Origin of the sequence: Muricoccus radiodurans, assembly GCF_050154705.1 — a bacterium.
Lineage (GTDB): Bacteria > Pseudomonadota > Alphaproteobacteria > Acetobacterales > Acetobacteraceae > Roseomonas > Roseomonas radiodurans.
Window position 1 is genome coordinate 3,761,784 of sequence record NZ_CP189561.1, and the last position, 14,346, is coordinate 3,776,129.

Genomic DNA, 14,346 nt, shown 5'->3' on the forward strand with positions numbered 1-14,346 from the left:
CGGTGCATAGCGGCACGGCGGAGGGGAAAAAGCAACGCGCGGCGCGGCGGCGCCTTGACAGAGGGCCGCCCGCCGATCGGCCCTTCGGGCGGAACAGCGGGGCGCCTGCCCTCGCGCGGCCCCGGATTCCGGAACGCGCGACCACCCGCCATACTCGGCCGGTTCCAGCCAGGCGGATCGCCGGATGCCTCGGGCCGCCCCATCGAGAGAGGACGCGCATGTCGCGACAGGCCATCCTGGACGAGATCCAGACCTATGCCGACGAGCTGATCGCCATCCGCCGCGACATCCACGCCCACCCCGAGACGCGCTTCGAGGAGGTCCGCACCGCCGGCATCGTGGCCGAGAAGCTCCGCGCCTGGGGCCTGGAGGTGACGGAGAAGGTCGGCGTGACCGGCGTGGTGGCCACGGTGCAGGGCCGCCGCCCGGGCCAGCGCGCCATCGGCCTTCGCGCCGACATGGACGCCCTGTTCATCGAGGAGGCGAACGACGTCCCCCACCGCTCCACCGTGCCGGGGAAGATGCACGCCTGCGGCCATGACGGGCACACGGCCATGCTACTGGGGGCCGCCCGCTACCTCTCGGAGAACCGCGACTTCGCCGGGACCGTCCACTTCATCTTCCAGCCTGCCGAGGAGGCCGGCACCGGCGCCCCGGCCATGATCCGGGACGGGCTGTTCGAGCGCTTCCCCGTGGATTCGGTCTACGGGCTGCACAACTCCCCGGGCTTGGCGGTGGGCCGGTTCGCGACGCGCCCCGGCCCGGTCCTGGCGGGGTCGGACTTCTGGGGCGTGACCTTCCGCGGCACCGGCGGCCATGGCGGCGCGGCGCCGCACCTGGCGACCGACGCCACGGTCGTGCTGGGCCAGTTCCTGCTGGCCGTGCACACGATCCTGCCGCGCAACCTGCACCCGACCGAGAGCGCGGCCCTCAGCGTCGGCCATGTCTCGGGCGGCGCCTTCAACTCCCCCAACGTGATGCCGTCGGAGGTGGTGGTGCGCGGCACCGCCCGCTCCTTCAGCCCGGAGACCCAGGCCACCATTCGCCGCCGCCTCAAGGAATTGGCCGAAGCCCTCGCGGGCGCCCAGGGCTGCACCGCCGAGTTCGCCTATGACGTGCTCTGCCCGCCCACGGTGAACACGGCGGAGAAGATCCCCGTCGCGAAGGCCGCCGCCGCGGCCGTGGTGGGCGAGGCCGCCGTCGGCGAGGTGGAGCTGAGCACGGGCGGCGAGGACTTCGCCTTCATGCTGCGGGAGAAGCCCGGCGTCTTCATGCGCATCGGCAATGGCGAGGCGAGCGGCAACCTCCACACCCCGGTCTACGACTTCAACGACGAGGCGCTCGCGCTCGGCTCGGCCTATTGGGTGAGCCTGGTGCGGGAGGAGCTGGGTCTCGACGCCTGAAAAAGAGCGGGGGGAAAGCATTCCCCCCGAGCCCCCCCATCTCCTTCCATCAGGCTGCCGCGGAACCCTGACACGGGATCGTCCCCTTCTCAGCCTCCCGCGGCAGCCAGACAAGAATAGAGGGGGGTCCGGGGGGATACCTTCCCCCGGCCCTTTCTCTTCAACCCCGCCCGCCCGGCAGATTCGCCCAGTAGGTCCCCTCCATCGGGATCGACAGGAAGCGCCGGTTCAGCTCCGCCTGGGTCGCCGCCGGGTCCAGATCCGCGAAGATCGTCGGGTGCAGGGCGCGCGCCAGCGCCTCCACCACCATGATATGGGCGGGGGTGTCGTTGAAGCCGTGCCACATGGCGTGGGCCCGGCCGCCCGTCACGGCCGGCAGCCCGACCAGCCGGTCCTTCGTCAGCACGGCGCGCAGGTCGCGCAGCGCGGTGTCCGGCGCGACGCCGGCGCCCATGGCAATGCCGCCACGGCCGGCGAAGGGGCCGCCGGTCGCGACATAGACGTCGGGGTTGCGGGTCAGCACCTGCTCCAGCGACACCTCGCCCATCAGGCCGGGCAGGATCTCCGCGCCGATGTTCGTCCCGCCCGCGGCCCGGATGAAGGAATCGAACGCCCCGCGCCCCGGGGAGGCGCAGCAGGTCGTGCCGCCGGCATGGGCGTGCATGAAGAGGCTCGGACGCACCGTGACGCCCGCGAGGCGCTCCGTGATCCGGGCCAGCCGTTCCGCGTGGAAGGCGCCGAAGGCCCGCGCCCGCTCCTCCTGCCCGAGCAGGGTGCCGAGGACCTCGATGCTGCGCGGCGTGTCGCGCAGCGGGTTGACGAAGAAGTCCACCACGACGGTCGGGATGCCGTAGCCGCTCAGGCGGTCGGCCAGGGCGGCCGCGTCGCCCCCTCCGCCGCCGCCGCGGCTGAGCACCACCGCATCCGGGCGGGACGCAACCACCATCTCGATGGACAGGGTGTCGAGCGTGTTCCGCCCGACCAGCGGCACGGCGTCCGCCGCCGGGAAGCGGGCGCGCACCGAGGCGTAGTCCGGCGGGTTCATCTGGCGCAGGTCGCCGCCCCAGCCGACGATCAGGGACACGGGATCCGGGTGCAGCAGAGACAGCGCCAGCACATGCCGGGCCTGCTGCAGCACGATGCGCCGCGCCGGGCGCGGCAGGGTCACCGTCCGCCCGGCCAGGTCGGTGATGCGGAGCGGCGCCTGCGCCCTGGCAGGCCGGGATAGGACCGGGAGGGGGGCCAGGGCGGGCACCAGCGCGGCGCGAAGGAGGCTGCGCCGGCCGATCTCGGGTTGGGTCATTGGGCTGGGACGTGCCGGTGAGGGTGGGGATGATCGTCCTGCGCCGGGGCGTGGGCCTGCGCCTCCTCCTCCCGCGCGGTCGCGTGGTAGTCCTCGTCGCGGTCGTGATCGAGGCGCTGGCCGTACTCCGTCTCGCTCATGCCGAGCTTCCAGTAGCCGATGACGAGCATCTGCCGCCGGTCAAGCCGCCAGACATCGCGCAGATGGACGCGGATGGCGCGGGCGGCGATGGACTCGCAGCCGACCCATCCGAAGACGTCCTCCCCGGGCGCGACGTCCAGGGCCTGCACCGCGCGCGCCAGCCCGTCCGTCCGGCCCGCGCCCTCCGGGCCGTGGTGCAGCCAGGTGACGGCCACGCCGGGCGGGCGGCGGAGCGGCCATTCCTCCTCCGCCCCCGGCACCTCGATGAAAGCCTCGCCGCGCGCGGTGTCGGGCAGCGCCGCCAGGATGTTCGCGATGCCCGGCAGTGCCGTGTGGTCGCCGGCGATGATGTACCGCGCGGCCGGACGCACCGTCCGGCCGCCCAGCGCCGCCGCCCCGATCGGGTCGCCGGGTCGCGCGCGCCGTGCCCAGCCGGAGGCGACACCCTCTTCGCCGTGGTCGCCGTGCAGGACGAAGTCCACGTCCAGTTCCCCCGCCGCCGCGTCGATCCGGCTGACGGTGTAGGTGCGGACGACCGGGCGGCGCTCGCCCTCGGCCCAGAGCGCCTTGCCATCGGGCGCGCGCGGCGGCAGCTCCAGCTCCGCGCCGGGGCGCGGCGGCAGGATGAGCTTCAGGTTCGGCCCGCCATGCAGCCCCGCGAACTCCGGCCCGCCCATCGTGATCCGGCGCATGAGCGGCGTCACGGACGCCGCGCGCAGCACCTCCAGCCTGCGGATCCCGCGCCAGCGGGCCTTCCAGGGCGGATCGGCATCAGGGGTCAAACGGAGGGCTCCAGAGAAAATCGCAGGGCGCGGGAGAGGGCGGCGGGCACGACCGAGGCGTGGTTCTCCCCGGCAAACTCCACGAAGCTCACCTGCGGCCCACGGGAGCCGAGGGTGAGCAGCCACGCCGCGAGGTTGCGGGCGTTCGCCCCCATCCGCCGCTCCCGCTGCCGCGCGAGGCGCGCGGGATCGGCACCGACGATGCCGTTCTCCAGCTCCCCCACCGTCAGCAGCAGGCCGAGGCGCGCGGCGCCGGGCGGCGGATGCGCGACGAAGCGCTCGGCCGCGCGCAGCACCGCGCGGTCCTCCCACCAGATGGAGGGGCTGGCCGCGGCGTGGCGGCGGAACAGGCCGGGGCGGGTGAAGAGCGTGTGCAGCACGAGCAGCCCGCCGAGCGAGTGCCCGAAGACCGCACGGCGCGCCCGGTCCACCGGGAACTCCGTCTCAACGGCCGGCAGCAGCTCGCGCTCCACGAAGTCCAGGAAGGCGTCGGCCCCGCCGGTCCCGGCCGGCGCCCCGGTGACGGCGGGCGTGTAGTCCCGCGTCCGCCCCGCACGGTCGGTCGGCGCCTCGGTCGGGTAGCCGATGCCCAGCAGGATCGCGGGCGTGACGCCGGTCGCCTCGGGGCGGCGCGCCTGGGACCGCAGCGACTCCACCGCCGTGGCGAAGGCCGCGTTGGCGTCCAGCAGGACGATCAGCGGATAACCGCCGGCGGGCGGCGGCTCCTCCGGCCAGGCGAGGAAGAGGCGATGCGCGCGCGCCGGGTCGCCCGACGCCAGAAGGTCCCAGCACCGGCTGCGCGGCAGCCGGACCGGCTCTGCCGGGGCCGCCCGGACGGGCGCGGGGGCCGGTGCGGGGATGGCGGCCGCTACCACCGCACCCGCACGCTGCCGATGACCAAGCGCCGGTTGCCGAAGTAGCAGGCCGTGGCGGAGGAGCAGGAGGAGACGTAGTCCCGGTCGCCCAGGTTCTGCGCGTTCACCGCCAGTTCCAGCCCGCGCAGGCTCTCGAACCGCGCACCGACATCGTAGCGGATGGCGGCATCGAACAGCGTCACGTCGCCGACCTTGAAGGTGTTCGTGTCGTTGCCGAAGGTCGAGCCGATGTAGCGCACGCCGCCACCGAGCTCGAGGCCGCGCAGCGCGCCTTCCCGGAAGCGGTAATTTGCCCATCCGCTGGCGATATGGTTGGGCACCTGCGGCACACGGTTGCCGGAAACGCCCGCCGTGTTGGACCGGGTGATCTCGGCGTCGATGTAGGTATAGGTGCCGATCAGGTCGAGGTTCTCGTTGATCGTCGCCCGCCCCTCCAGCTCGATGCCGCGGGAACGGATCTCGCCGACCGCGATCTGCGAGTTCGTGTAGACCGGATCCTGCGTCAGCACATTTTCTTGGCGAATATGAAACCCGGCGAGCTGGATGAAGGAACTCATCCCCGGCGGCTGGTACTTCACGCCGATCTCGAACTGCTCGCCCGTCGTCGGATCGAAGGTTCCGCCGCCGCGGTCGGACGCCTGCGTGCCGGTGTTCGGCAGGAAGGAGGTGGAGTAGCTGGCATAGGGCGCGAGGCCGAAGTCGAAGAGATACAGCGCGCCGACGCGCCAGGTCACCTCGTCGTCGAGCTGGGAGCGCTGGCTGCCGTTGCGCCCGTCCGCGAGATGCGCGGTGTTGCCGATCCGCGCGTTGTCATAGCGGACGCCGATATTGAAGCGCCAGCGGTCCACCGCGATCTGGTCCTGGGCATAGAAGCCGACCTGATCCAGCTCCTGGTTCGTCAGCCCGGCGAGCCCCGCAGAGATCGGCGGGATTCCCTGGTAATAGACCGGCCGGAACAGGTCGAGCGTCGGGATCGTCGCGCCCGAGACCGTCGCCTGCCGCGTGCGGGAGGAGTTGCGGAACCAGTCCACGCCGAACAGCGCGGTGTGCCGCACCGGCCCGGTCGTGAAGGTCGCCTGCGCCTGGTTGTCGAGCGCGAAGGTGTTCGCGTGGTCCGAAAGATAGGTCGCCGAGCGGTTGCCGATCCGGTCGTTCGTCACCGACTGGATCGAGAGGACGTTCACCTCCGCATCGATGTGCGAGTAGCGAAAGTTCTGGCGCACGGTCCACGTCTGGTCGAAGCGATGCTCCAGCTGATAGCCGACCGAGGCCTGGGTCCGGTTGAACCGGTTATAGGCGGGATCGCCCCCGAAGAAGCCGGAGGGAAGGCGGCCGAAGCGGTTCGGCAGCACCGACCCCGTGGCCGGCACGAAGTTGTAGAACCCGCCCTCCGGATCATGCTGGTAGGAGGCGAGGACGGTCAGCGTCGTGTTGTCGGTCGGGCGCCAGGTGATGGCCGGCGCGATCGCGATCCGCTCCTCCGGCGTGTAGTCGTACTGCGTATCGGCCCGCCGGACGATGCCGGTCAGGCGGTACTGCACCGTGTTGTCGGCCGTCAGCGGTCCGCCGAAGTCGAACATCGTCTGGAGCAGGCCATCGGTGCCCGCCTCCAGCCGCACCTCGTGCACCGGTGTCGCGCTGGGCCGACGGCTGACGAGGTTCACGAGCCCCCCCACGCCGGTCTGGCCATAGAGGACGGAGGCCGGGCCGCGCAGCACCTCGATCCGCTCCAGCAGCCAGGGATCGACATTCGGCACGCCGAAGCCGCCGCCGCGGCCCTGGCGCAGCCCATCGAGGAAGTTCACGAAGGCCGCGCCCGTCCCCTGCCCCCCGAAGCCTCGCACGAAGACGCTGTCGTAGCGCGCGGAGGGCCGGATCTCCGGCAGCACGCCGGCGGTGTAGCGCAGTGCCTGGGCGACGCTCTGCGGTGCCTGGTCGTCGATCTGGTCGCGCGTGACGACGCCGACGGATTGCGGCGCCTCGATCAGCGGCGTGTCGGTCTTGGAGCCGGTGGTGGTGACGGGCGCGACATAGCCCGGCGTGTGCTCCCAGGCGCGCCACGCCGTGGCCTGCACCTCCACCTCCGGCAGCGCGAGCGGGGCGGCAGGCGCGGGCGTCTGGGCCAGGGCCGGCGTGGCCGCGCAGATCGCCGCGCCGAGGGGAAGGAGAGCCCGGCGGATCTTCGGAGCTTGGCTCCGGGACGGCGAACGACGACGCGACACGATGCAGAACTCCCCCTGCGACCCCGGGGCGGGTTATCGTAATTGCGAATTCGTCGCAAGTGCAGGACAGGAAGGGTCCTGGGCGGTGACCCGGATGACACAGGCCGGGGGCATCCGGGCAGGTCATGACCCTCAGGTTCACTGCGCCGGCTACCCCGGGGAGGGAGAAGGAATTCTCCCTCCCCGGGTCACGCGGATGGGCCGACCAGACCTTCGCTCATCCCTCCACAGCGTCGGCCTGCCAACGCGCCTCCTCGGCGAATTGCTGGGCGAAGAGCCCGGCTTTGTTTCGCAACAGCCCGTCGAAGGTCCCGGTCTCCGCGATGCGCCCGCCATCCAGCACGATGATCCGGTCCGCGTGGCGGATGGTGGACAGCCGGTGCGCGATGACGATGCGCGTCGCCGGCAGGGTGCGGATGGCCTGCATGGTCGCGCGCTGCGTCACGTTGTCCAGCGCGCTGGTGGCTTCGTCGAGGATGATCACCGCCGGCTTCTGCAGCAGGGCGCGCGCCAGCAGCAGCCGCTGCGCCTGCCCGCCGGACAGCACGCGGGACGCGTCGGTCAGCACGGTGTCCAGACCCATCGGCATCGCCCGGATGTCGGCCGCCAGCGCCGCCCGCTCCAGCGCCGCCCAGACCTCGGCCTCGCTCGCCTCGGTCAACCCGCGCACGGCGTCGCGGATGCTGCCGGGCGGGACGCGGCCGGACTGCATCACCGTCGCCACCTGCCGGCGCAGCACCGCCAGGTCCAGGCCGCGCACGTCGTGCCCATCCATGTAGATCGCACCCGCGACCGGCTCCTCCATGCCCAGCAGCAGGCGGACCAGGGTGGACTTGCCGGCACCGGAGCGCCCGACGATCGCGACGAACTCCCCGGCCTCGATCCGCAGGTTCAGCCCCGCGAAGATCGGCGGCTCGGTCGGGCCGTAGCGGAAGCCGAGATTCGTCATCTCCACGGTGCCGCTCAGCCGCCCTGGATCCACGCGGCCCGCCTCTGCCTCGGGGAGGGAATCGAGCAGCGGCTGCGCGAAGCGCCGCGTCGGCAACAGGAACCAGAGCGAGAAGGCGAGCTTCGCGACCTGCGCGCCGGACGCCGCCATCAGCCCATAGGCCGAGAGGAAGGACATGACCGAGGCGAGGCTCGGCGGCGCCTTGCCCGGCTCCACCCGCTGCATCAGCACGATCGCCAGGAAGGTCCCGGCGGTGGAGAGCACGGCGAAACCGGCCGCGAAGGCGTCATAGCCGTTGCCGATCCGCCGCGCCGCCGCCAGCCGCCGCCGCATCTCGACGAAGCGCTTCGCCCAGACGGATTGGGCCCGCTCCTCCGCCCCGGCAAGCCGGAGCTTCACGAGGCCGGAGACGATCTGGAACACCATCGCGTCCGCCAACCCTGTCAGCGCTTCCCCGGTGGCGTAGGCGCGGGACTGCAGCCACCCCGCGACATTCGCCGCGACCAGCTGCAGCACCAGCAGCCCCACCCCGATCGCCGCCGCCAGGGGCTGGGACAGCATCATCATGGCGCCGGAGGAGAGGATCACGCAGACCGCGCCCGCGGCGGTGAAGGAGAAGGCGCGGAGCTGCACGGCCAGCGACACCGTGGCCCCCGCGCGCCCCGCCGTCTCGCCCACCGTCTGGCGGTTCAGGATGGCCAGCGGCAGCCGCAGCACCCGGTCCCAGACCGCGGCGTGCAGGGCGGGCGCGGCGCGGGCCTCGATGCGCTGGCGCGCGATCTCGCCGCCCAGCTGCACCGCCCAGCCCACCGCCGCGACGATGACGAGCGCCACGCCGAGCTGCGCCAGCTCCGACAGATGCCCGCCCGGCACGAGAAGGGAGAAGGCGAGCCCCGTCGCCAGCGGTACCGCCTGCCCGAGCAGGGCGCCGAGCAGCATGGTGACGAAGATCGCCGTGACATCCCCGCCGCCGCGCCGCAGCCCGGTGGTCACCAGGTCCAGCAGGCCCAGCGCCTTGCGCGGCAGCGGCAGGATCGGGGCCTGGGCGTCGCGCGACAGGCGGCGCGCGAGGTCCGGGTGCAGCCGCGCCCCATCCGGGTTCTCCGGCGTGACCGCGTGCCAGCCGCGCCCTGTCGGCAGCAGGCCGACGGTCGCGCCATCGTCCCGCCGGGCGAAGAGCGGCCCGTGGTCGGCGCGCCACCACCCCGCCTCCAGCTGCACGGGCCGCAGCCGCAGGCCGGAGGCGCGCGCCAGCTCCTCGAGCGTGGAGGCGGCGTCCATGTCGATCCGCCGCACCCGCACCGGCCGACGCGCCGGGACGCCGAGCCAGGACGCGACCGCCCGGAACACCGGCATCAGCGGGTCGCGATCCGCGGCGTCCGACCGGGTCGTCGCGTTGCCGAGCACGCTGGCGAAGGCGCTGCGCTGGTCGGTCCCCGCCTCCTCCTCCCGCTCCTCCCGCAGGCGCAGGCGGTTCAGCTCGTCCGCCGCATCCAGCGCGAGGGCGGAGGGCAGGGCGGCGAGGCAGGCCTCGTTGAAGCCGGCCAGCCCGGCCGCCCAGCCGGGATCGGCGGCGGCCCTGGCAGCCGGGATCGGCTCCACCACGCCGCCCCCGCCCGTCAGCCAGGTGCCCGCCGGCAGGGGCACGAGGCCCCGCACCGGCTCCAGCCCCAGCAGCAGCCAGGCGCCGCCGGTGATCCGCACCCAGATCGGCTTCCCGCGCGCTGCGAGGACCGTGCCCTCGCGCGGCCGCACGGGGCCGGACGCGTCGGAGATCGCGAGGTCCGCGCGCGGCCGCGGCGAGAGCGGGCGCGCCAGCCCCTCGGTCAGCGCGCGGCTCCAGATGTTGATGCCGCGGGTGATCCGAAGGGCAGCCTCGGGCGTCGGCACCTCCTCCGCCTCCAGGGGCAGCAGGCGCGTCTCAGCCCCGCCCACGGCGATCAGCGTCGCGCCGAGGTCGTCCGTGCCGAGGCCGCAGAGCATCCCGCCCGCGACCACCGTGCCGAGATAGCGCCGCGGCCCCTCGGTCGCCGGCGGGCGCGGGGCGCGGGTGGCGAACAGCGTGACCGAGCCGGCCATGACGAACCAGCGCTTCGCCGGATCGTCCAGCACCAGTGGCCGGTGCGCCGGCAGCGCGATCGGCTCGGGCGGCGGAGGCGGGGCCGCCTCGGCCGGCGCCAGCGGCGCGACGGAATCGTCCGGCACCGGGTCAGCCATGCGCCAGCATGGTGCGGAACGGCCCCTCGGCCGCGGCGAGCTCGTCGGGATGGCCGCGCTGCACGACGCGGCCGCGGTCCATGACGATCACCTCGTCGCAGTCCCGCACGAGGGCTAGGCGGTGGGCGATGATGACCATGGTGCAGCCGCGGCGGCGCAGGTTGCGCATCAGCGCGGCCTCCGCCTTGTTGTCCAGCGCCGCCGTCGCCTCATCCAGGATCAGGATGGACGGATCGGTGGCCAGGGCGCGGGCCAGCTCCATCCGGGCGCGCTGGCCGCCGGACCAGTTCCGCCCCTCCTCCGCCACCGGCCCGGCATAGCCGCCGCGGCGGGCGAGGATCTCGTCGTGGATCACCGCGTCCTGGGCGCACTCCACCAGGCGCTCCGCGGCCAGCGTCGGGTCCCAGAGGGCGATGTTGTCCCCCACCGTGCCGTCGAAGAGGTGGCCGCGCTGGTCCACCACCGCCACCTCCCGCCGCAGCTCGGCGCGCGGGATCGCCTCCAGCGGGCGGCCGTCGATCAGGACCTCCCCCGACCAGGGCTGGTAGAGCCCGGCCAGGATCAGCGCGAGGGTGGACTTGCCCGAGCCGGAGCCGCCCACGATCCCCAGCCGCCGCCCCGGCTCGAGGGTCAGCGACACGCCGTCCAGCAGCGGCTCCGCCAGCCGGCTGTGGCCGAAGACGACGTTCCGCAGCTCCACATGCCCCGCGAAGCGCGCCGCTGCCACGCGCGCCTGCGATCCGCTGAACTCCGGCGCCAGCGGGTGGTGCAGCGTGTCCTCCAGCAGGGTGAGGTTGGCGCGCGCGTCCTGCATCTGCGTCGCGACGCTGACGAGTTGCGCCACGGGCCGCATGAAGCCGGCGGTCAGCGCCTGGAAGGCGACGAGCTGCCCGACCGTCATCGCGCCTTCCATGATCCGCATGCCGCCGAGCACGAGCACGGCGGCCGAGGCGGCGATGGCGATGAAGCCCGGCAGCCCCTCCAGCAGCCCGCGCCGCAGGGCCAGCCGCTGGGTGATGTTCGCCACCCCCGCCCGCGCGCCGGCGAGTTGCGCCAGCAGCAGCCCCTCGCTGCCCGAGGCGCGGTAGCTGTCCACCATCTGCAGCCCCTGCCGCGCCAGCCCGTCCGTGCGGAGGCTGCGGGAGAGCAGGCGCTGGTTGTCGTCGGCGAGCGACCGGCCGAGCCAGACGAGGGCCGCGAGGTTCACCAGCGCGGCGAGCGCCACCACCCCCGTCAGGGCGAGATCATACAGCGCCATGGCCGCGAGGAAGGCGATCGCGGTGACCAGCCCGAGCAGCCCGCGCCCGACATCGCCGGAGACGAGCCGCGCGATCCGGTCGTTCAGCACCACGCGCCCCGCGAGGTCCCCGGGATGGCGCTGCGCGAAGAAGGCCACCGGCAGCCGTGTGAGACGATCCAGGAAGGCGGCGGAGCCGGACACCGCCAACCGCATCTCCAGCCGCATCAGCAGGTCGAGCTGCAGCCAGGTGATGAGGGCCATGAGGACGCCGGTGCCGACCATGCCCAGGAGCAACGGCTTCAGCCAGTCGTCGAAGCGGCCGACGAGCACGTCGTCCACGAAGACCTGGGAGAAGGCCGGCACGAGCAGGGAGGGGATGGTCAGCAACAGGCTGAGCCCGAAGAGGAAGCCGAGGCTGGCCCCGTTGCCGCGCATCCGCCGGAGGATGCCGCCGAGCGCCCGCGGCCGTTCCCCGCCCCGTGCGAAGCCCGGCCCCGGCGAGGCGGAGATGACGATGCCCGTGAGGTTCCGGTCGAGTTCGTCGATCCCGATGCGGCGCGGGCCGGTGGCCGGGTCGTTGAGATCGGCGCCGCCGCGGTCCGCCCCCTCGATCACCACGAAGTGGTTCATGCCCCAATGGGCGATCAGCGGCTTCGGCATCCCGGCCAGGTCCCCGGGCTCCACCCGGAAGGCCTGCACCTCCAGCCCGTACTGCCCGGCGGCGGCGGCGACATGGCTCGCGCGGCTGCCGTCGCGGGAGACGCCGCAGGCGGCGCGCAGCTCCTCCAGCGGCACCCAGCGCCCGAAATGCCCGAGCACGATGCCGAGGCAGGCGGCGCCGCACTCCGTCGCCTCCATCTGCAGGAGCGTCGGCGTCCGCACGCGGCCGGTGGGGCGCGGCCGGGCGGGAGCCTCGGCGTTCATGGCGCGGACGCCTCGGCGTTGCGGGTGAGCCAGCCGCGGATCGCAGGGAAGGCGAGGCCGATCAGGCGCACGGAGCGGACGGTGATCTCCGTCTCCGCCAGCGTGCCCGATTCCACCGCGAAGTCCGGCCCGGCGCGGGTGGACCAGCGCAGCCCGCTGCGTGTCGCGGGATCGCGGTCCAGCGCCACCTCCACCTCGAAGGGCGCGCCGAGCTCCGCCGTGAAGTTGCGGACGAGCTGGTCGTTCTGCAGCGTCCGCGTCAGCCCCGCGGAGGAGGAGGGCGCGTGCGCCACGCGAGTGATACGGCCATGGACGAAGCCGTGCTCCTCCCGCCGCGTGGAGGAGGGCGAGACCTCCACCGGCAGGCCGGGCGAGAGCCGCTTGCCGTCCTGCGGGGAGACGTAGATCACCGCGACGAGGTTGCTGCGGCCGCCCTCCGGATCGCGCTCGATGGTCAGCAACGGCGCGCCGCGCTGCACCACCTGCCCGGCATTCGCCTTCACCTCCACCACCACGCCGCCATAGGGCGCGACCACCTCTCCCAGGCGGCCGAGGCGGGTGCGCAGCGCCTCGACCTGGCGGGAGGTCTCGTCCACGCGGCGGTCGGCCTCCAGCGTCTCGCGCTCGCGCTGTGTGCGCTTCAGCGCTTGGTCAAGGGCGAGCTGCTCCCGCTCGTTGCGGGAGGTCGCGATCTGCTCGCGCACCTGGAACACCTCGACGCGGGCGAAGAGCGCGCGGTCGCGGTTGATGAGGTTCTGCTGCATCAGCCCGCGCAGCGCGTCCTCGCGCTGGCTCATCATGCCCAGGCGCTCGTCCAGCAGGCGCAGGTTGCCGGCCAGGGCGGCGTCGCGCGCGACGCGGAAGGCGTCCTGCGCCGCCTCCTCCCGGCGGTGGAAGTCGCGCAGCTCCCCGCGGTGGCGCAGCGCGTCGGCCGCCTGGCCCTCCGCGAGCGCGAGCTGGAGACGCACCTCGGACTGGTCCACCACGGCGATCGGCCGGCCGGCCTCCACGCGCTCCCCGGGGCGGGCCAGCAGGCGGTCGATGCGGCCATCCGTGTCGGCGACGATGTCGATCACGCCGCCCGAAGGCAGCAGGATGCCGCGCCCGGCGACCTTGATCGGCACGTCCACGAGGCAGGCCCAGACGATCCCGATGACGGCGAGGGCGAAGAGCGCGCCGCCCACCGCCCAGGTCCAGGGGCGCATGACCCGCAGCGGCTCGTCGTACCGGTCCGGGGCGGCGGCTTCGGCCACGGCCTGCTGCCGGAAGAGAGGAGGCGACGACATCTGCGTTCGGGTGAGCCTATCGGGGTTGACGCGGCCGTCAGGCCGTCCCCACCCGGCCATCATGCCCGGGCGGTGCGGCCTTGGGAACGAGGGGGTTGCGGGGCCGCCAGCGAAACGGGGCGCATGGTGCGGGATTCACGCCCGGCGTGGCCGGCGGGCCGTCCCCGGGACAGGAGATGGCCCGCCACCCGGGCGGCGCGGTGGATCGTCCCCGCACCGCACCGGGCCGATCCCGGCTCCCCCATGGGCGGGGGTAAGGGGGTTGCCCATGGGGAGCGGGACCGAGGGATCAGACGAGCTGGATGCGCTCGACCTCGGAGAAGCGCAGGCTCTCGCCGCCGATGTTGATCACGCCCTGGAAGGTCGCCGGATTGCCGGCGGCGTCGGTGAAGGTCACCGTCGGCCCCTGCGGGGTGCTGCCCACATGCATCTGCAGGTTGGTGTTGCCCTCCAGCGTCAGGGCGGATTGCAGCTGGTGCAGGCTGACATTGTCCAGCTGCAGCGTGTCGGTGCCCGCCCCGCCCTGGAACTGGTCGCTGCCGTCGCCCGGCGCCCAGATGAAGCTGTCATTGCCCGCGCCGCCGAAAGCCAGGTCCGCCGCCCTGTCGCCCGCACCGCCGTCGAGGCTGTCATTGCCTTCCCCGCCCTGCAGCTGGTCCTGGCCCGCACCGCCGTTCAGCGTGTCGTGGCCCTCGCCGCCGAAGAGCAGGTCGTTGCCCGCCCCGCCCGCGAGCACGTCGTTCCCGGCCTCGCCATAGGCCTGGTCGTTGCCGGCCCCGGCCGCGACCGTGTCGTTCCCGGCGCCGGAGAAGATGACATCATCCTGCCCCGTCCCCGTGACCACGTCGCTCCCCGCCCCGGTCTGCTGGAAGGCGCCGCCCACCACCTTCTCCAGGTCCTTCGCGTCGATCGCCGTCCTTGTGCCTGACATCGGTCTCTCCTCTGGGTCCGTTCCGATGGAGAGACCGTATCGGCGGCCAGTCCGATAAAATAGCGATTCGTCC

Annotated in this window: 9 protein-coding genes; 1 reads left to right on the forward strand and 8 read right to left on the reverse strand. The window is 73.4% G+C overall.

Annotated elements, in window-relative coordinates; all coding sequences use genetic code 11:
- Positions 1 to 218 precede the first annotated feature (218 nt).
- A complete protein-coding gene (locus ACP6CK_RS17765) occupies positions 219 to 1,403 on the forward strand; it encodes an amidohydrolase (protein WP_426954634.1) in 1,185 nt (394 codons plus the stop codon).
- A gap of 160 nt (positions 1,404 to 1,563) precedes the next feature.
- Here ACP6CK_RS17765 and ACP6CK_RS17770 read toward each other — a convergent pair whose 3' ends face one another.
- The 8 genes from ACP6CK_RS17770 to ACP6CK_RS17805 form a co-directional block, all read right to left on the reverse strand.
- On the reverse strand, positions 1,564 to 2,706 hold the full coding sequence (locus ACP6CK_RS17770; protein WP_426954635.1) for an ABC transporter substrate-binding protein: 1,143 nt from the start codon (positions 2,704 to 2,706) through the stop codon (positions 1,564 to 1,566).
- Positions 2,703 to 3,629: a siderophore-interacting protein gene (locus ACP6CK_RS17775; protein WP_426954636.1), complete on the reverse strand. Its 927-nt coding sequence runs from the start codon at positions 3,627 to 3,629 to the stop codon at positions 2,703 to 2,705. The genes ACP6CK_RS17770 and ACP6CK_RS17775 overlap by 4 nt, the downstream gene beginning before the upstream one ends.
- Positions 3,626 to 4,504: an alpha/beta hydrolase gene (locus ACP6CK_RS17780; RefSeq protein WP_426954637.1), complete on the reverse strand. Its 879-nt coding sequence runs from the start codon at positions 4,502 to 4,504 to the stop codon at positions 3,626 to 3,628. Before ACP6CK_RS17780 ends, ACP6CK_RS17775 begins: the two co-directional genes overlap by 4 nt.
- Positions 4,498 to 6,726: a TonB-dependent siderophore receptor gene (locus ACP6CK_RS17785; protein ID WP_426954638.1), complete on the reverse strand. Its 2,229-nt coding sequence runs from the start codon at positions 6,724 to 6,726 to the stop codon at positions 4,498 to 4,500. Before ACP6CK_RS17785 ends, ACP6CK_RS17780 begins: the two co-directional genes overlap by 7 nt.
- Before the next feature lie 217 nt (positions 6,727 to 6,943).
- Positions 6,944 to 9,892, reverse strand: coding sequence for an ATP-binding cassette domain-containing protein (locus ACP6CK_RS17790; protein ID WP_426954639.1), 2,949 nt, complete (start codon positions 9,890 to 9,892; stop codon positions 6,944 to 6,946).
- Entirely contained in the window at positions 9,885 to 12,056 is a 2,172-nt protein-coding gene (locus ACP6CK_RS17795; RefSeq protein WP_426954640.1) for an NHLP family bacteriocin export ABC transporter peptidase/permease/ATPase subunit, read from the reverse strand. The genes ACP6CK_RS17790 and ACP6CK_RS17795 overlap by 8 nt, the downstream gene beginning before the upstream one ends.
- Complete coding sequence (locus ACP6CK_RS17800; RefSeq protein ID WP_426954641.1) at positions 12,053 to 13,309, reverse strand: NHLP bacteriocin system secretion protein; 1,257 nt, start codon at positions 13,307 to 13,309, stop codon at positions 12,053 to 12,055. The genes ACP6CK_RS17795 and ACP6CK_RS17800 overlap by 4 nt, the downstream gene beginning before the upstream one ends.
- 322 nt (positions 13,310 to 13,631) lie before the next feature.
- Positions 13,632 to 14,273 (reverse strand): calcium-binding protein, encoded by a 642-nt coding sequence (locus ACP6CK_RS17805; protein ID WP_426954642.1) that lies wholly within the window; start codon positions 14,271 to 14,273, stop codon positions 13,632 to 13,634.
- Positions 14,274 to 14,346 lie beyond the last annotated feature (73 nt).